We start from the raw sequence: 18,697 nt of genomic DNA, 5'->3' as shown, positions 1-18,697 counted from the left end.
ATTTCGAATCCTTCCCATCCTTTTTCAATGATAAACGCATTTATACCTTTATGTTTCTTCTCGATATGCGTTTGGGCAATAACTAAATAAACATCTGCAGAACCGCCATTGGTAATCCAGTTTTTAGTGCCATTTAATAAATAATGGTCTCCCTTTTCAATTGCAGTTGTTTTTTGTGAAGTTGCATCACTACCTGCTTCTGGTTCACTCAAGCAAAATGCTCCCAATTTTTTACCGGTAGCCAAATCTATGAGGTATTTTTCTTTTTGTTCTTCGGTACCAAATTTTTGAAGTCCCCAGCAAACTAGTGAATTGTTTACGGACATTACAACAGATGCGGAAGCATCTATTTTGGAAATTTCTTCCATGGCAAGGACATAAGAAACAGTATCCATTCCGCTTCCGCCATATTTAGGATCTACCATCATTCCCATAAACCCTAATTCACCCATTTTTTTAATTGCTTCATGTGGAAAAGTTTGATTCTCATCGCGCTCAATTACACCCGGCAATAATTCTTGTTGTGCAAAATCTCTAGCGGCTTGCCTAATCATCAATTGTTCTTCGGAAAGTTTAAAATCCATTTTAAGTCAGTAATTAGAAAATTCACAAAAAAGTTTGTCAAAGATACCTCTTTGTTAGCGTATTTTCAATATAGATAGCTAAATTTACGAATATGCTTAAAAATAGTTATAAGGTCATTGGAGTCATGTCTGGAACATCGCTCGATGGAGTTGACTTAGCCTTTATTGAGTTTCAGAAAAATGCAAATTGGGCATTCAAAATTTTATGTACTGAAACTGTGCATTATGATGGCTATTGGACAACCAAATTGAATTCACTAGTTAATTTAGATGATGATAGTCTTAAGGAGATAGATCAACTATATACGAGTTATTTGTCGGAGGTCATAAGTAACTTCATGGAAAGGAATGGTATAGATAATTTAGATGCTGTTTGTTCCCATGGACATACGGCTTTGCATCAGCCAAATAAAGGACTCACTTATCAAATAGGAAATCTCCCTATTCTTGCATCTAAACTCAATCGAACTTTGATTTGTGATTTTAGGGTTCAAGATGTAGAACTTGGGGGTCAAGGTGCACCATTAGTGCCGATAGGAGATGAATTATTATTTTCAGAATTTGATTATTGTTTGAATCTGGGTGGTTTTGCTAACATTTCCCATAAATACAAAGGGCGAAGGTTGGCTTATGATTTGTGTCCTGCCAATATAGTATTGAATAATTTAGCAAGGGCACTGGGTAAAGACTATGATCCAGCTGGAGAAATTGCGCGGTCAGGAAATGTGAATACTAAAATTTTAAACCAACTGAATGGACTGACCTACTATGCTTTACCTATTCCTAAATCATTGGGGTTAGAATGGGTAAATGAGAATGTAGATCCTATTTTAAATTCCGTTGAATTACCCATTCAAGATAAGTTGAGAACATTTGTAGAGCATATAGCATATCAGGTTAGTAAAGATCTTAAAGACAATTCAAGTGTATTAGCTACAGGCGGTGGCGCATATAATTCATTCTTAATGGAACAGATTCAACAGAAAACCAATGCAAGGATAATTGTTCCAGAACCTGGTATTATTGAATTTAAAGAAGCTCTAATTTTTGGATTATTAGGAGTCTTAAAACTTCGAAATGAGATAAATGTACTTGCAAGCGTCACAGGTGCAATAAATAATCATAGTAGCGGAAAGGTTTATTATCCTTAAAATTTGGACATTCTCCAAAAAACAACTTCTTGTTTTTTATATTTGTGGAGAACTCCCGACTGAATGAAAGAATTTCCTTTTAGTAATCAAGAAATATCATACGGGTTTGCAATAGTTCCCTTGCAAATCTTTTCTGTACAGGACGAGTTTAAAAAGCTTTTTAAGAAATATTTTATCAACATTACTGATGCCTTTTGGTTTTAGCATAATCCGCAGTTATTTTATAAAAAATTAGATGGAAACAATTGTAGTCTTAGTCTTTGTGTTTGGGTACTTAGCAATTACTCTGGAACATAGTTTAAAAATTGACAAGTTAATCCCCGCCTTGGTTATGATGGCAATAAGTTGGGGTCTTATTTCATTGGGTCTCGATCATTTTAGTGAATGGTTCGACTCGGGTGCACATGCCCTTGTGGATGGCTTTGCCGACCTAGGTCATGAAGAAAAAAGGGTTCTACTCGAAGAAACTTTGCTACATCATTTAGGGAAAACAGCCGAAATTCTGGTATTCCTGCTAGGTGCAATGACCATTGTTGAAATAATTGATTATTTCAATGGATTTGCTACCATTAAAGATTTTGTAAAAACAAGGAGTAAAAGAAAAATTCTTTGGATCTTTTCATTTTTAGCGTTTATTCTATCTGCAATCATTGATAACCTTACAGCTACTATTGTTTTAATTTCTATCCTACAAAAAATTGTGAAAGATAGAGATGTTCGTCTTTGGTATGCTGGTTTGATTATTATCGCAGCTAACGCTGGTGGAGCTTGGTCACCAATCGGGGATGTTACCACTACCATGTTGTGGATAGGAAATAAGGTTTCCACTGGTCATTTGATAGGTTATTTATTTGTTCCTTCTTTAATTTGTATGGTTATCCCATCTTTTATTGCATCATTTCTACCAGTATTTAAGGGAGAGTTGAGTGTAACCGAAGAGGAAGTTACAGAAGTAAAGTCAAAATTTAGCTCAACGATGCTATACCTTGGTTTAGGAGCTATCATATTTGTTCCTATTTTCAAAGTTATAACACATTTGCCACCTTATGTAGGTATGATGTTGTCCTTGGGAGTGGTGGCAATATTTGCGGAGATTTACAGTAACACAAAATTTAGTATGACGGAGGTTGATTCTCACGAAAGTGATGAACATGCAGACCATAGCCCTGTTCATCATTCCTTATCTAAAATTGAATTACCGAGTATACTATTTTTCTTAGGGATACTTTTAGCAGTAGCGGCTTTAGAATCTCTAGGTATTTTATTCGAATTTGCTTCAACTTTGGAAGAAACCATGCCAATGCTTGGCACAGAACTTCATCATTCTGGTGTTTCGGATATTGTCGTTCTTCTATTGGGTGTAGCCTCAGCCGTAATTGATAATGTGCCCTTGGTAGCTGCTAGTTTGGGCATGTTCCATCAACCAATGGATGATGAATTATGGCATTTTATAGCCTACTCAGCAGGAACTGGAGGAAGTATGTTAATCATTGGCTCAGCGGCAGGTGTTGTGGCTATGGGAATGGAAAAAATCAACTTCTTCTGGTACCTCAAGAAAATCTCTTGGTTGGCTTTAGTTGGATTCCTTGCGGGTGCATTCATGTTTATGTTTACCAGAACATTATTTTAAATATACTTAACCGATATAACTTACGTTATTTAACTAGCTAATAAAAAACTTTTATATGATTTCATTGTTATTGCAAGATGGAGTGCAAGAAGGTGCAGAAGTTTTAACTGACGAAGAATCAGTTCAGAAGACCCTATCTATCATCGAATTAATTGGTAGTGGCGGTACCGCAGGTATGGTCATTATCGGAATTCTTTTTGTGCTTTTGGTTGTTGCCATTTATATTTATTTTGAACGTTTGTTCGCTATAAAGGCTGCATCAAAGGTAGATTCAAACTTTATGAATCAGATTAAAGACCATGTTACCCATGGCAAGGTGGATTCGGCCCAAATTTTATGTGCCCAAGTAAATTCACCAGTTTCAAGATTAATAAATAAAGGAATTACCCGAATCGGTAAACCTTTGGCCGATATTAATACTACTATAGAAAATGCCGGTCGATTGGAGATATATAACTTGGAGAAAAATGTAAGTATTCTTGCAACAATTTCTGGAGCCGCCCCGATGATTGGATTTCTTGGTACAGTAATTGGTATGATTCTTTCCATATTTGAAATTGCTAATTCAGGCGGACAAATTGATATAAAATTATTGGCAGATGGATTATATACCGCCATGACGACCACTGTAGGTGGTTTAATTGTGGGTATAGTTGCCTACATAGCATATAACCATTTGGTTGTAAGGACTAATAAGGTCGTTTATCAAATGGAAGCAAATTCATTGGAGTTCTTGGATCACTTAAATGAGCCCTTGTAATGAATATAAGAGGAAGAAATAAAGTAACACCGGAATTTAACATGTCCTCAATGACTGACATTGTGTTCTTGCTGCTTATATTTTTTATGCTTGCTTCTACCTTGGTAACAACCAATGCCATAGATATTTTATTGCCAAAGGCGAGTGGAAAAACTGAAAATAAAAAGTCTGTTTCTGTTAGTATCACTAAGGATTTGAGGTACTATATCGATCAAAAAATGGTAGGTGTTTCCATGTTGGAAAATGAACTGATTACAGCCTTGGGCACTACAGATAAGCCAACAATAGTGTTGAGAGCTGAAGAAAGCGTACCAGTTGAAAATGTCGTTAAAGTCATGGACATCGCCAACAGAAATAAATTTAAAGTGATATTGGCGGTACGTCCGGCCAATTAAGAAAGATGAAATATTTAGAAACCAAACATGAACGGAACTCAGCAAAGATTACTGCTTTAATAGTCGTGATCTTGCTATTATTACTTTTCGTCGTGGGTCCACCTTATTTAGATCCACCAGAAGAGTATGGTGTTGCCGTTAATTTTGGTTCAACAGATTTTGGCAGCGGTAATGTTCAACCGAAAGCGCCATTAAAGCCCGCGCCTTCAAAACCAGTAGAAGAGATTAAGAAGGTCGATCCAGAACCTGTTAAGGCTCAACCGGCTGCAGCCGAACCTAAAAAAGAGAACGTCCTTACTGAAGATAATGAGGAGGCTATTGCAATAAAGAAGCAAAAAGCTGCTGCTGAGGCTAAAGCGCGAGAAGAAGCTAGAGCAAAAGCAGAGGCAGAAAGAATTGAAAGAGAAAAGAGAGAAGCTGAGGAGAGAAAACGAAGAGAAGAGGAGGCAAAGAAAAAGAGATTGGATGATTTAATAGGTGGGGTAAGTAATTCCTCCGGTACTGCAAGTGGCGGAGAAGGTCCAGATAATAAAGCTGGAGATAAGGGTCAATTAGATGGAGATCCTTATGCTCCGAGTTATTTTGGTGGGTCTGGACCAGGTAAGGGTGGTGTAGGTTATGGATTAAATGGACGGGGTCGACCGACTCATTCAATCTTCAAACAAGATTGTAATGAATACGGCTTGGTGGTTGTTAAGATTGAAGTTGATAGGAGTGGCAGGGTTGTTGCAGCTGAGCCAGGCGTAAGGGGGACCACTAATACAGCCCCTTGTTTACTAGAACCTGCCAGGAAAATAGCACTTTCACATAAATGGCCAGCAGATAATAATGCACCTGCTAGGCAAATAGGTTTTGTTAGTATAAACTTCAGTATTTCCCAATAGAATAATGACCTATCAGCAAACGGTAAATTGGATGTTTCAACAACTTCCAATGTATCAGCGTCAGGGCGCAATGGCATATAAGGCTGATCTCACCAATACTACAAATCTGTGTTCCCATCTTGGGAATCCTGAAAGGTATTTTAAAAGTGTGCATGTTGCTGGGACAAATGGAAAAGGCTCGGTTAGCCATATGTTGGCTTCGGTATTTCAGGTAGCGGGTTATAAAACTGGTCTATATACATCTCCACATTTAAAGGATTTTAGAGAGCGAATAAAAATCAATGGTCATTTAATTGAAGAGGATTATGTCGTTGATTTTGTCGAAAATAACCGAAACTTTTTTGAATTTAATCAATTGTCATTTTTTGAAATGACAGTAGGTCTCGCATTTAAATATTTTTCAGATAACAAGGTAGATATTGCCGTTATTGAAACTGGGTTAGGAGGAAGGTTAGATTCAACTAATGTAATAATGCCAGAATTATCTGTAATCACTAATATAGGGTTAGATCATACTGTTTTGTTAGGAGACACCATAGAGAAAATTGCAGTTGAAAAAGCTGGCATTATTAAAAAAGGAGTACCCGTCGTTATCGGGGAAACCCAGAGTGAGACTACCCCCATTTTTAATTCAAAAGCTAGGGTTGAGGGTTCTGAACTTTATTATGCAGATCAACTTTTAATGGATCATGTCTACAATACTGATCTTAAGGGTAGTTATCAACTTAAAAATGTAACTACGGCCACTGTTGCTTTAAATGTTTTAAAATCTAAAGGATATAATTTAAGTAAGGAATCAATTAGGTCTGGATTGAATAATGTGGTTAAAAATACCGGGCTTCTCGGAAGATGGCAAATATTAGGAGAAGAACCTTTAGTTGTTTGCGATACAGCCCACAATTTTGAAGGTCTAAACTATGTAGTTTCTCAGATTAAGGAACAAAATTATAGGCAATTGAGAATGGTCTTGGGATTTGTTGCAGATAAAAATCTGGAAAGGGTAATTGGCCTGTTGCCTAAAGAGGCTATTTACTATTTGAGCCAACCCCAAATACCCAGGGCTTTGGATGTTGATGAATTAACCCAATTATTTCATGAACATGGTTTTAACTGTTTATCATTTGAATCGGTGAAAAAGGCTCTATATCAAGCAAAACTGGACTCTGCAGGTAGTGATTTTATCTTTGTAGGCGGAAGCACATTTGTTGTGGCAGAAGTTGTGTGATTTTTTCAAAAAAATATTTTTCAAATTCAAAAACTGGTTTATCTTTGCAGTCCGATTACAAGGGGCGATTAGCTCAGTTGGTTCAGAGCACCTCGTTTACACCGAGGGGGTCGGGGGTTCGAATCCCTCATCGCCCACCAAATTGAATCCTAATTCTTAAGTGAGAATTAGGATTTTTTAATTTTATCCGTTTTGGTTTAATTGTTTATTATTCTGCTGCTTACAATTAAATTTTCATTGTTAATCAATATTGTGAAATCATACATTAAATGTTAATTTTTTAACATTCTTAAATTTTATCAAAATTTGTATTTGAATTTCTGTTATATTCGTGTAATCGATTACATTATGCAATCGATTACATTAATTCGTGTCAAGAATTTTGTTATGGCTGCTTTGGCTATAAACATATCATTCAAAGTAATTAACTAACATAGGTCTCATGAAAAAAATTTTACTTTTTCTACTCTTTCTATGCGTACTGTTACCAGTAACAGCGCAAACTTTTTACCAATCTGCCCCTGAGGGTTATGGGGAAGGTACAACTGGTGGCGGAAGCGCTACACCAATCGTTGTTTCTACCTACGCCGATTTGAAGGCTAACCTCAGGTTGTCCACTCCTCAGGTTATATTGGTATCTGGAACTATTGATTTTTCTGCAACTGAATTGCAAATAAGTGAGGTTGTTACAAATAAATCTATTATTGGGTTGCCAGGAGCAAAATTGGTTAATACCAAACAGACCCAATCTGAATCTGGGATTTTAAATTTAAAGGCTGGCTCTTCTAACGTAATTATCAGAAACCTAATTTTTGAAGGTCCTGGGGCCTATGATACTGATGGTCGAGACAACTTAACTTCTGAGGGTTGTATCAATCTATGGGTTGATCATTGTGAATTTCGGGATGGTATCGATGGGAATTTTGATATAAAAAACTCCTCGGATAACGTTACAGTTTCATGGTGTAAATTCACTTATCTAAAGGATCCCATTCCAAATGGTCCAGGCGGATCTGATGACCACAGATTTTCTAATTTGGTAGGTTCGAGTAGCACTGATGCACCTGCCGATGGACATTATAGTGTTACCTTTCAAAACTGCTATTGGGCGGATGGCGTAAGAAGCAGAATGCCTCGGGCAAGAAATGCTGAATTACATATATTGAATTGCTATTACGATACCACTGTTTCAGGTTCAACTGCATTAGGACTAGGTGGTGGAACAAATAACCTCACCTGTTACGTAGAGAATAGTAATTTTGCTAATGTAACCACTGTTTATAGTAGGGCTACCACCGATGGTGGAACAGTTTCACTCCAGTTTGAAAATTGTTTGAATGGAGTTGCAAATGTAAATTCCGTTACAAAACCTACCTATAATTATACAGTTATTCCTGTTGAAGATGTTGCCTCCAATATAACTGATTCAAGTTGCGGTGCTGGTGCCACCTTGCAAGTAAATATCTCAGGTGATATTACTTCAAGTTGTGATAGTTCAACCGGTGAAATAACAAATTCTATTCTTTATGATTTTCGGGATAATGGTGTTATTGCCGGAAATGGAGGTAGTGCTGATGGGAAACTTGTTCTAGGAGGAACATACTCTCAGCATGGTAACACCTACGGATTAAATTTAAAAGTTGATGCAACTATTAGTATACAAGTAGAAGGTAGTTCCACAATTCGATTTCTCGGATCTGAATACTCGAGCTTAGATGTAAAGGGTACGGCTCTAGACGATAGTGATTTAGGAACCCAAACTGGGAAAGTCGTGAATGATTTATCAGACACCTTCGATTTTGTGTATTCAGGACCGGCGACAACTCTAACTTTTACGACTGTAGCCGCAACGGGTAATGACCTTTACCTTCCAACAATTGAAGTAATTCCGGCACAGGCAGGAAAGGATTTTGCCGCCGCTGAAAAAAATATTGTTTATTTCTTCGATTTTAGAGATGAAAGTATTGTTCCCTCTGGTCCACCGAATCATATAGAATCTGGAATAATAACAATTGATGCGGGATGTTGTAACGGATTGAGTTATCATGGAACTCAACATGGAATAACTTTTAAAGCTGGTAATACTATTACGTTACAGGTTGCAGGTGATAGTAGAATAAGAATTGCAGGTGATCAATACTCAGGTGGCACGATTTCTGCCACAAGCGAAACGGGCCAATTTGATATCTCTGAACAATCAAATCAAACGTCCATAACTTATCCTCAAGGAGCTGATGGCGGGCCTTGGAAAGATTTTCTTTATGTTGGGTCGGCAGGAACCATAACCTTAACTGGAAATGGTGGAACATCCTATTTGCCTTATTTAGAAATAGCTCCTGTTACGTATGAGGTTTCTTTAAGTGACTATGTCCAAAAATCTGGAACAATTTCTATAAACGGAGTAGATATCACTCTTACTTCGGGAGCTACTTCAGCTGAGAACGCAACAATAAGTGTCTCTAATGGTGTTATTTTATCAGCTGGAAAAGACGCTGGTTGGGTAGCTATTGATTTGGGAGGGATGGATCCTTCTTCTTTTACTCCAAATATTTCTGGAAATATTGCTTCAGTTGATATTGTTTCGGGTGAATTAAAAGTAACCTATGCCGACAGTGGTACAGAACCTAAACTATATACAATAGCCTTATACGATAATAGCTATTTGCATGGAATAACAACCTATGACTTTAGGGATGGAACTATTATTTCTAATGGACAAAGTGCGGACGGTTTGTTAAAACTTGGAGGTACCTATGGTTTGCATGGTTCTACCTATGGTTTAAATATGAAAGCAGATGCTCAAATCGATTTACAGGTTACTGGGACTAATTCTATAAGTTTTCTAGGATCAAAGCATTCTTCCCTGAGTATGGAGGGAACCGAAATTTCTGTTGGAGATTTGGGCATAGTAAACACAAAGGTAACAACAGACTTGGTGGATACTTATGAACTGGTTTATTCAGACCCTTCCAAATCTAAAGGGGATAAATCTCTCGTTTTTAAAGCTATACAAGAAAATGGAAGCGGTAGCGATATTTATTTACCAAAATTAGATGTTATACCGGCTCAATTAGGTGCAGCCTATACAACCCCAGAAAAAAGATCAGCTTACTTTTTTGATTTTAGGGATGAAACATTGGTTGCTTCAACAGATGTAGGAAACACAATCATTGAAAAGGGCTTATTTAAAATAGAATCAGGTCCGTCCAATGCGTATGGTTATCATGGAACCCAACATGGAATAACCTTGAAAGATGGAAACGTTATCACGTTAAAAGTGGCTGGAAATAGTAAAATTAGAGTTGCGGCTGACCAATACTCTGGCGGTACTTTAAATGTTTCTAGTTCAACCGGTGCGTTTGATATTCCATCCCAATCAAATGCAGGATCAATAACTTTTCCTCAAGGAACCGATGGAGGGCCTTTTGTTGATTTTGTTTACCTGGGTACCGAAGGTACTATCACATTAACCCATACAGGTAGTACAAGTTATCTTCCTTATATTGAAGTTTTACCGATATCTTATAATGTAGTTTTAACTCCTTGGATCCAAAAATCTGGTGTTGTCTCAATTAACGGAATAGATATTGAAATAACATCAGGTGCAACTGCAAGCGATAATGCTACTGTTTCTGTAAGTGAGGGCACAGTATTTAGTAGCACATCAGATTCAGCTTCAATTGAGATAGATTTGGCGGGGAACGAATTGGCTTCCTTTACCCCGACTTTTTCAGGGGATATAGAATCCGTTTCAATTGAAGGTAATGAATTGACCATAAACTTTTCCGATTCTTCGTCGGATCCAAGTTCATTTATCATTACAATTTCAGACAGTAATGCCGAAGTTACAGCTAACCCTGGTGAAACTTATACTTATAATTTCGCAGATGGATCTGAATTGCCGCAAACCAGTTATACCTCTCTAAGATATGAGACTTATAAAACTGGAGATGGTATTGTTACCATAAACAGTAATACAACTGAAACATCTGGACAATTTGGCTATCATGATTCTTCACATGGAGGGGTCTTTTTTCCAGGTAACTCATTCGATATAATAGTTGCAGGTAATGCTATAGTAACCTTTATTGTTGATATTTATGGTGTGGCTGTAGATGCAGTTTTTGTATTTACTGATTCCGAAGGAAATAATCTAGGAAGTATTCCTGCACAGAATATTGGAATCTCTGATGGCTTCCCAAGTAATTTTAGCTATACCGGACCTGCTGGTAAAATCACTGCTACTTTAGTGAGCAGTCAATTTCCAACTGCTGAGATATACCTACATGGAATGTCTATTGAAAATGAAGCAGCTGTCGAACCTTCTAATGGAAAAATAGATGTTTGGGATTTTGGAGGGGAACAGCTAGATGCAGAATTATACAATAACAGGTTAGATGAAACTAAAATTAATTCTTGGTATGATGCTTCAATAACTCCCGGAAGTTCAGGAAATGTATTGCCGTCATGGACAGAAGGGGCATTAGGTTGGAATGGTGGTAGTAATGACCGCTTAAGGACTAGCAATACCAATTTAACTAGATACGATGAAAACTTAAGTGGGGTTTCTGAATATAGTGGTAGAATTTATGTAAATGGTACGGGGTCTAGTGGAAGGTATCTGAGTCTTACCTTAAGTGAGGATGATGAGGTCACCCTTGCTATGTTGGCACAAAATGCCAATGGAAATATTCATTTCACCTATGTACCAAACCCTGAATTACAAGATGATGTTGTTAAAGTTTCTACAAGTAATGCTATAACCATGGTAAAGTTTGTTGCTAAAAATTCGGGTACTTATAGAATTTATGATACAGTTGACAAACCAAGTTACTTTAGGGTAGAAAGAAAGGATGCAATTTACAAAACATTAACAGGAAATGTAGATGTAAGTCAGGCTGCAGACATTCCAAATGAATATGAAATAGTTTTTACCAATGAGGCTGGAAAATCTTGGAATACAACTGTTTCTAATGGTTCATATAGTATTGATCTACCCCAGGATTACACTTATACCTTAAGTTTAGAAAATGCTAATGGTTATATCATTAGTAGCGCTAGTACAATTCTTGTTGAGGAAGCTACATCTGTTTTTGATATCACAATTATTCAGGTAGAACTATACAAAGTTTCAGGAAATATTAATGGACTCGGATCGGATATAGAAAATCTAAACCTTAAATATACTGCAGATCCTGAAGCAAATACAGTTTATGTGCCACAACCTATGATTGATGCAGGTAATTCAACATATGAAGTACAGTTGCAACCTAATGTTGAATATACGATTACTGCTGAAGGAGTAAATGACTATGAAATTATTAATAATACTATAACCATAGCTGAAGGTGACCAAGCGGCTGATATTGATTTTACTCCTAAACCTGTTTTTAGTGTTGCAATCAATACTCCAGGTTTAGATGCAGCTCAACGGGCAGATTTGGAATTAACATTTATAAATCTAAATGAAGAAGGATATATGTATAATTTCACTGATGTAACGACCGTTGCCTTAAGAAATGGTACTTATAAGATTGAACATGGTGGATTAGATAAATATCCAATAGAATTGGCGTTAACATCTAATTTAACTGTGCAAGATATGGACACTTCAAAAACCTTAGAGTTTTCTCCAGTTACAAATTGGAGTTTTGATGATAAGGTGATATTAAGTTCAGATCAATACTATAAAGGATTAGGCTTAGATGGGGCAAAGAATGAAATTGCCAAGGGACATCTTGCGGCATCTCCTGGACAAACAGTAGTGGTGCCAATGAATCCAGGCGAGAAAATGATCATTACCTATTATTATTCGGCTAATTTTTCTATAGAAGGAGGAGATACCATACAAACTAGTAGTGGAAGCACTTCTACCTTTGAAAGCACAGAATATGCATATACAGGAGATACGTCTGGAACCGCTACCATTACTTTTGGTGGTTCAGGCACTTCCTATATAACAAATATTGAAATAGTTCAGGTCGTTGAATTTAAGGAAGTTATTACTGTTGGTGTGGATAAAGATTATCCTACTGTCAATGGGGCTTTAACAGCCATTAAAAATATGAATCGCCCAAATAACGAAAGAGTAACTGTTCTAATCGATCCTGGTGATTATGAAGAAATGTTGGTGATTACTAGTCCTAATGTAACATTGAAAAATGCTGCAAGTTTCCCGAAAATAGACCTAATAAATAAGGGGGTTGATATTGTAGAGGGTGCTGTAAGAATAACTTCATATTATGGTCATGGATATAATTATTATAGTATGGGGTCAGATCAAAAATGGCATGCAGATATTCTAGCAACCAATAAGGAAAATGGTTATTTGAGTTATGAAAATAAGGGTGCGGGTACAACAAATGGTTCTTATTGGAATGCTACGGTTGTTGTGTCGGCAGATGGTTTTGAAGCTGAACATTTAATTTTTGAAAACTCATTTAATCAATACATTTCCAAGAAAGAATCTGAGGACATTGTCGAAACCAATAACGGTGCGCCCCAAGGAGGTTCAAGGCCGACGACTTACGGAGACACTTCTGTGCAAGATAGGGGCTTGGGGTACGTAGAACGAGCAGCAGCGATTAGTATTACCAATAATGTTGATAAGGTTATTTTGAATAACTGCCGTGTTGTTGGAAGACAAGATTCATTCTACGGAGGAAGTGGATCAAGAGTTGTTGTCTATAAAGGTGCAGTAATGGGTGCTGTAGATTATATTTTCGGAGCCATGACAGCCGTATTCTACAAAACAGATCTTGTATTAAATACAAGTGATTGGGATAGTGATACAGCTTATATCACGGCTGCACAACAAAGTAGTGGCACAAGAGGATTTTTGATGTATGAATGTAACGTGAAATCTACGGTTCCTGGCGTTGAGACTGCATCAACTAATTGGGGCAAACCAGGATATTATGGACGTCCATGGGCTGCTACCACTAGTGAGGCCGTATTTTATAAAACTAATATAGATGTATCCCAGAACCCTAACCATATAGGAAAATCATTGATTTACCCAATTGGTTGGCAAAATACTCTAGGAGGTGAATCAAGTTTAATGTACGAATATGGTACAATTGAGGCTTCGAGTGAAGATAATTCTGGTTCTCGCGCAGGGTGGTCCACAGTGCTAACAGAACCAGTATTAACCGATGGAACAGAAATTACAACATTTAATTTCACTAAGGGTAATGATGGTTGGGATCCAATTCCACTTTTGGAATCGGAACAAGATTCAGATTTTGATGGTGTTGTTGATTCTGAAGATAATTGTGTTGACACCTATAACCCAGATCAAGCTGATTTCGACAATGATGGAATTGGTGATGTTTGTGAAGATAGTGATGGAGATGGAATCTTGGATAGTGAAGATCATTGTCCTGAATCTCCTGAAGGATCTGTTATCGATGTGTTTGGTTGTGAAACATTTGAACTTCCTTCGGATACATTTACTGTTATTTCTAACTCAGTAAGCTGTAATAGCGAAAATGACGGCTCAATAAGCGTAAGTTCTAGCAATACTGATTACACTTTTGTTGTTTCAGTTGAAGGAGACAGCTATTCTCAATCTCAAAACTTATCTAGCGATAATGATTTTGAAACTTTATTCGATCAGTTAGGAGGTGGTACCTATAAAGTTTGTATAACAATTGAAGGAATAGACAATTTTGTGCAGTGCTATTATGTAACAGTACAGGGGCCTGAACCCTTAGATGTTTATTCGGTGGTGAATTATTCCAATAATCAAATTGTACTTTCATTATCCGGTTCAGAAAACTATGAAATAAATCACAATGGCATAATTACGACGACGAGTCAATCTCAATTAATTCTTGACTTACATGCTGGGCAGAATACAATTACTGTATCAACAGATTTAGTATGTCAGGGTGAATTCAGTCAACATGTATTTATATCTAATGAGTTGGCGGTGTTTCCTAACCCAACTACTGGAAAGATAAAATTATATGTAAACGGCACCGATAATCAACTTCAACTTTCCATAGTTGATGTATTAGGGAATCAGCTTATGTCGAGCACCCAGAATGTTTCTTCAAATAGAACAGTTGATCTTGATATTTCAAATATGAATAATGGAATTTATTTCTTATCAATTAATTCTGAAACGGTTCGCGAATCAATTAAAATCATTAAAAAGTAATTTATTATGAAAACCATAAAATCAATATTTAGTTTAAAACCCTTTTTGGTTTTTATATTCAGTGTTTTAATAGTTTCTTGTTCTGATGATGATACACCAAATAAAGTCAGATATACAGACAAGCCTGGTAAACCAAATTTATTGATACCTTCAAATAATGAGGAATGTGAGGTAGGAGAAGTCTTTGATGATACTGCTATAGTGACATTTAATTGGGATGCATCCAGTGACACAGAAAAATATAATTTCGAGATAACCAACCTAATTACTGGAAATGTTATTCTTAATATTGGGTCTCCAACAAATAGTCTGCAGGTAGAATTGTTAAGAGGTTATCCATATTCTTGGACAGTAACAGCTAGAAATTCTGGACAAGAGATTACCGAATCTGATACTTGGAAGTTTTATCTGGCTGGCGATGGTGAATCTAATTTTGTTCCATTTCCTGCATCCTTATTGAGTCCATCTCAAGGAAGCGATGTAACACCAAGTGATGGAAAAGTTACTTTAGAATGGATTAGTTCGGACGCCGACGGTGATGAAGTCACTTATACGGTTTTTGCCGATTCGGTAGATGGAAATCAAGAGGTGCCAGAGGAATGGCAGGGGATTTCAGAAACTAGTTTAGATATCGATGTTGAGCCAAATACTATCTATTATTGGCATGTTGAAACAAGTGATGGGATAAATATTTCGGTTAGTCCTACCTATACCTTTAAAACTACTTCCGATTAAGTTTTAGTAATTTCCAAACAATAACCTTGAATGTCTATTTGATGTTCAAGGTTTTTTTTTACAAATATTAATGCTCAATTAGAATAATTAAACAGAGCTACTAGATTAGCTTCCATGATTTTTATCATTTTTTAGCGTTTAAACTTATCCTAAGTTTAATTGTTTAAACAGATGCATTTTTTCAATGTAGGACTATGGCTAATAAATATGAATATTTTCAAAAAATTCAATATTGCCGATTGGTTTTCATTTTACAGGATAGTCGTATCCCCTTTGTTAGTTATTTTTATTTGGTTTGATTTAAGACTTTATTTCACTTGGTTCCTGCTTATTAGTTTTTGCACGGACATGATTGATGGTTATTTAGCTAGAAAATTAAATTTAATAAGCCCTAGAGGATCGCAATTAGACTCGGTTGGAGATCAAATTACTTTGGTGGTGGGTATCATTGGTATTTATAGATTTGAAGCCGAATTTGTTAAGGCAAATCTTGTATTAATCCTAATTGTATTTATGCCTTATTTTATTCAGATGGTCTATGCCTATCTAAAATATGGTAGGGCAACGTCCTTTCATACTTATTTGGCGAAACTATCAGCTATCCTGCAAGGAATTTTTGTAATATCCTCACTGTTTTTTTCGCCCTCATATGCCTTGTTTTATGCGGTTATAGTATTCAGTTTGGTAGAAACTTTTGAAGAAATCACTTTAATTTATATGTACGACAACTGGGCGTCTGATGTAAAAGGAATATATTGGGCCTTAAGAGATAAGAGGAGGCAAAATAATTCTAATCAAAATAATAAGTGATTTGAATTTTATTGAAAAAACTCTCTGCTTATCCTTAATTAAACTTTATTATTTGGGACTTAAGAGGGGTCGATAAATTTACCCTCGGAAACAGGCTTGGATTTAGTTTCTGGCATTGTTCCAAAAATATGATCCCATAGAGGTGAAGAAACGCCATATGCCCTGTTTGGTTGTCTATAATGATGGATAGCGTGGTGTCTCCATAAAATTTTCAGAAAATTATTTGGTACTTGGAATACATGGATAGAATAATGTATACTTAGATAAAGGGTGTAGCCCATTAAAAATCCTGCTAAGAATCCAAAGACATAATCACCCATCAAAGTTCGATATACAATAAAAAAGAAAGTTGCTAATGCCAAGGCCATTATTGGAGGCATCGCCAATCTCATTTTGTCCCTGGGATATTCATGATGAACTCCGTGCAATTTGTAACTAATATGGTTTTTATCGTGATCATGTTCGTGAGACCCAAAATGAAAGGCAAACCGATGAATCATATATTCAAAAAATGTAAAAACAAACATGCCGGCAAAAAACAAAAAGACCATTTCTATTGTTTCAAATCCTTTTTCAATAATGCCGTAATAAATAAGGCATCCGGAAATGAGTGTGTATAATGAAAGTGGAACGGATATATGAGTCTTTGTTAAAAATTCCAAAATCGGATTTTTAAAAATGGTGCCACTTCCTTCATTTTTTGGTCTATAGTTTAACTTCTTCATATTTCCTCGTGTTTCCATTTTCAAATTAAGACTTATGGAGTTTGTGAAATTATTAAATTTTTGAATGCTAAAGAAAATGTTTAAATATATTTTACCTAGACAATTACAATAGGCATCAACTGGTTTAGCTGTAATTGTACTATCATGAAAGATGCATTCTGTGCAAAGTGTTATAAAAAATTATAATATATTTGCTCGCCTTAAAGGAGTGTTAGCTCAGTTGGTTCAGAGCACTACCTTGACAGGGTAGGGGTCACTGGTTCGAATCCAGTACACTTCACTTTAATCATAATCCCAATTTGTGAACGCGAATTGGGATTATTGTTTAAAATTAGTTTAGCAGACGTTCCAATGCCATACCTCTAGAACCTTTAATAAAAATGTTGAATTCCTTTGGATTAAAATTGTTAAAGGCATCCTTAAGTTCGTCAAAGGTTTTAAATTGAAAGGTGTTTTTGTTCTTGGTTTCGCATTTGGCAAAATTGTACCCTACAAGAAACACTTTTTCAAAATCGAAAGATTCTGCCAATTCTGTGATGGTTTGGTGTTCTATTTCAGCTTCAGTTCCAAGTTCAAACATGTCCCCCAGAATTACAATCTTTTTAGGAAAATCAAGATTGGAAAAATTTGAGATTGAGGCTGCCATACTGCTAGGATTTGCATTATAGGCATCCATATAGTATTGGTTACCACCTTTTTCTACCCATTGGGAGCGATTATTATTGGGAGTATACTCGCTAATTGCCTTAGCCATGTTAGCCTTAGTTATTCCAAATTTATCACCTATCGCTAGGGAGGCCAGTATGTTTTTAAAATTATAGTCTCCTGAAAGATTGGAGGAAAAGCTTTGGTCCTCTATTTTAAATTCGATAGTTGGTTGGGTTTTTTTAAGGGATATTTTTGAGTAATCTATAGTATTTGAACTGTATTCGACAATATTTTGGAAGTCTCCAATCTGTTTTCTTTGGATTGGGTCATCTGAATTATAAAAAATTGTCCCCTGTTCTTTTTTCAAATAGTCGTATAGCTCGGACTTACCTTTAATTACACCTTCCACACTCCCAAAACCTTCCAAATGGGCTTTTCCAAAATTTGTTATCAATCCAAAATCAGGAGCTGCAATTTTGCATAGAAGAGCAATTTCTCCAATGTGATTAGCACCCATCTCAATAATTGCTATTTCGGTTTCTTCAGCTATATTTAACAGGGTAAGCGGAACACCTATATGATTATTTAAATTGCCTGTGGTTGCAACCGTTTGAAATTTGGTAGACAACACGGCATTTATTAATTCCTTCGTGGTAGTTTTCCCATTACTCCCAGTTAGAGCTAAAACATCACAGCTTTGCCTTATTCTGTGGAAGTGGGCTAAATTTTGAAGGGTTTCTAAGACATCTTTAACAAGGATACATTTTTCGTTTAATATATATTCCGGGTTGTCCAATATGCAATATTCAGCACCTTTTTCTAATGCAAATTCGGCGTAAGTATTACCATCGAAATTATCGCCTTTTAAAGCGAAAAACATTTGCCCTGGTTCAATTTTTCGAGTATCAGTTGAAACACCCTTGCTTGAAATAAATTTAGAGTGAAGTTCTGCTATTTGCATGGTTAAATATATTAAAAAAGTCCTG

At 36.2% G+C, this 18,697-nt stretch carries 12 protein-coding genes and 2 tRNA genes (1 of these 14 running past the window's edge); 11 read left to right on the top strand and 3 right to left on the bottom strand.

The genetic code is table 11. The features are described from left to right. Positions 1-584, bottom strand: partial view of an acyl-CoA dehydrogenase gene (locus ISU00_RS02180; protein WP_228852404.1) — the 5' portion only. It extends 559 nt beyond the left edge of the window; 584 of the gene's 1,143 nt are visible here — the first part of the coding sequence; the start codon lies at positions 582-584; its stop codon lies off the left edge, out of view. Between the two features lie 92 nt (positions 585-676). Here ISU00_RS02180 and ISU00_RS02175 point away from each other — a divergent pair, with 92 nt between their 5' ends. From ISU00_RS02175 to ISU00_RS02130, 10 genes are all read left to right on the top strand, one after another. Continuing rightward, on the top strand, positions 677-1,735 hold the full coding sequence (locus tag ISU00_RS02175) for an anhydro-N-acetylmuramic acid kinase (protein WP_228852403.1): 1,059 nt from the start codon (positions 677-679) through the stop codon (positions 1,733-1,735). A 235-nt stretch (positions 1,736-1,970) separates the two neighbouring features. Next, the gene (nhaD, locus tag ISU00_RS02170) at positions 1,971-3,365 is read left to right on the top strand and encodes a sodium:proton antiporter NhaD (protein ID WP_228852402.1); all 1,395 of its coding nucleotides are present in this window, start codon (positions 1,971-1,973) and stop codon (positions 3,363-3,365) included. A 55-nt stretch (positions 3,366-3,420) separates the two neighbouring features. Then, positions 3,421-4,125, top strand: coding sequence for a MotA/TolQ/ExbB proton channel family protein (locus ISU00_RS02165; protein WP_228852401.1), 705 nt, complete (start codon positions 3,421-3,423; stop codon positions 4,123-4,125). After that, positions 4,125-4,520, top strand: a complete 396-nt coding sequence (locus ISU00_RS02160; RefSeq protein ID WP_228852400.1) for an ExbD/TolR family protein — start codon at positions 4,125-4,127, stop codon at positions 4,518-4,520. Before ISU00_RS02165 ends, ISU00_RS02160 begins: the two co-directional genes overlap by 1 nt. A gap of 5 nt (positions 4,521-4,525) precedes the next feature. Next, positions 4,526-5,404 carry an energy transducer TonB gene (locus ISU00_RS02155; RefSeq protein ID WP_228852399.1) on the top strand — a complete coding sequence of 293 codons (879 nt, stop codon included), beginning with the start codon at positions 4,526-4,528 and terminating at the stop codon, positions 5,402-5,404. A gap of 4 nt (positions 5,405-5,408) precedes the next feature. Then, positions 5,409-6,629, top strand: a complete 1,221-nt coding sequence (locus ISU00_RS02150; RefSeq protein WP_228852398.1) for a bifunctional folylpolyglutamate synthase/dihydrofolate synthase — start codon at positions 5,409-5,411, stop codon at positions 6,627-6,629. Positions 6,630-6,691: 62 nt separating this feature from the next. After that, positions 6,692-6,769 (top strand) — tRNA-Val (locus ISU00_RS02145). A 302-nt stretch (positions 6,770-7,071) separates the two neighbouring features. Next, positions 7,072-14,793 (top strand): pectinesterase family protein, encoded by a 7,722-nt coding sequence (locus ISU00_RS02140; protein WP_228852397.1) that lies wholly within the window; start codon positions 7,072-7,074, stop codon positions 14,791-14,793. 6 nt (positions 14,794-14,799) lie between these two features. Further along, positions 14,800-15,528, top strand: coding sequence for a hypothetical protein (locus tag ISU00_RS02135; protein WP_228852396.1), 729 nt, complete (start codon positions 14,800-14,802; stop codon positions 15,526-15,528). Positions 15,529-15,735: 207 nt separating this feature from the next. Continuing rightward, positions 15,736-16,338, top strand: coding sequence for a CDP-alcohol phosphatidyltransferase family protein (locus ISU00_RS02130; RefSeq protein WP_228852395.1), 603 nt, complete (start codon positions 15,736-15,738; stop codon positions 16,336-16,338). A gap of 59 nt (positions 16,339-16,397) precedes the next feature. Here ISU00_RS02130 and ISU00_RS02125 read toward each other — a convergent pair whose 3' ends face one another. Next, entirely contained in the window at positions 16,398-17,063 is a 666-nt protein-coding gene (locus ISU00_RS02125; protein ID WP_228852394.1) for a sterol desaturase family protein, read from the bottom strand. Between the two features lie 205 nt (positions 17,064-17,268). On the opposite strand from ISU00_RS02125, the gene ISU00_RS02120 reads away from it, so the two are divergent. After that, a tRNA-Val gene (locus ISU00_RS02120) sits at positions 17,269-17,343 on the top strand. Positions 17,344-17,394: 51 nt separating this feature from the next. On the opposite strand, the gene ISU00_RS02115 is transcribed toward ISU00_RS02120, so the two are convergent. Continuing rightward, positions 17,395-18,672 (bottom strand): UDP-N-acetylmuramoyl-tripeptide--D-alanyl-D-alanine ligase, encoded by a 1,278-nt coding sequence (locus ISU00_RS02115; protein WP_228852393.1) that lies wholly within the window; start codon positions 18,670-18,672, stop codon positions 17,395-17,397. Between the last annotated feature and the right edge of the window lie 25 nt (positions 18,673-18,697).

Source organism: Aegicerativicinus sediminis (assembly GCF_015476115.1).
In the GTDB taxonomy this organism is placed as follows: Bacteria; Bacteroidota; Bacteroidia; order Flavobacteriales; family Flavobacteriaceae; genus Aegicerativicinus; species Aegicerativicinus sediminis.
Note: the sequence above shows the minus strand (reverse complement) of the source record. Positions and strands in the feature narration are given on the sequence as shown.

Bases quoted from the DNA above. Each gene is read 5' to 3' on its own strand.
- ISU00_RS02175 (WP_228852403.1), top strand. From the start codon at position 677: ATGCTTAAAAATAGTTATAAGGTCATTGGAGTCATGTCTGGAACATCG.
- nhaD (WP_228852402.1), top strand. From the start codon at position 1,971: ATGGAAACAATTGTAGTCTTAGTCTTTGTGTTTGGGTACTTAGCAATT.
- ISU00_RS02165 (WP_228852401.1), top strand. From the start codon at position 3,421: ATGATTTCATTGTTATTGCAAGATGGAGTGCAAGAAGGTGCAGAAGTT.
- ISU00_RS02160 (WP_228852400.1), top strand. From the start codon at position 4,125: ATGAATATAAGAGGAAGAAATAAAGTAACACCGGAATTTAACATGTCC.
- ISU00_RS02155 (WP_228852399.1), top strand. From the start codon at position 4,526: ATGAAATATTTAGAAACCAAACATGAACGGAACTCAGCAAAGATTACT.
- ISU00_RS02150 (WP_228852398.1), top strand. From the start codon at position 5,409: ATGACCTATCAGCAAACGGTAAATTGGATGTTTCAACAACTTCCAATG.
- ISU00_RS02140 (WP_228852397.1), top strand. From the start codon at position 7,072: ATGAAAAAAATTTTACTTTTTCTACTCTTTCTATGCGTACTGTTACCA.
- ISU00_RS02135 (WP_228852396.1), top strand. From the start codon at position 14,800: ATGAAAACCATAAAATCAATATTTAGTTTAAAACCCTTTTTGGTTTTT.
- ISU00_RS02130 (WP_228852395.1), top strand. From the start codon at position 15,736: ATGAATATTTTCAAAAAATTCAATATTGCCGATTGGTTTTCATTTTAC.
- ISU00_RS02125 (WP_228852394.1), bottom strand. From the start codon at position 17,063: ATGAAGAAGTTAAACTATAGACCAAAAAATGAAGGAAGTGGCACCATT.
- ISU00_RS02115 (WP_228852393.1), bottom strand. From the start codon at position 18,672: ATGCAAATAGCAGAACTTCACTCTAAATTTATTTCAAGCAAGGGTGTT.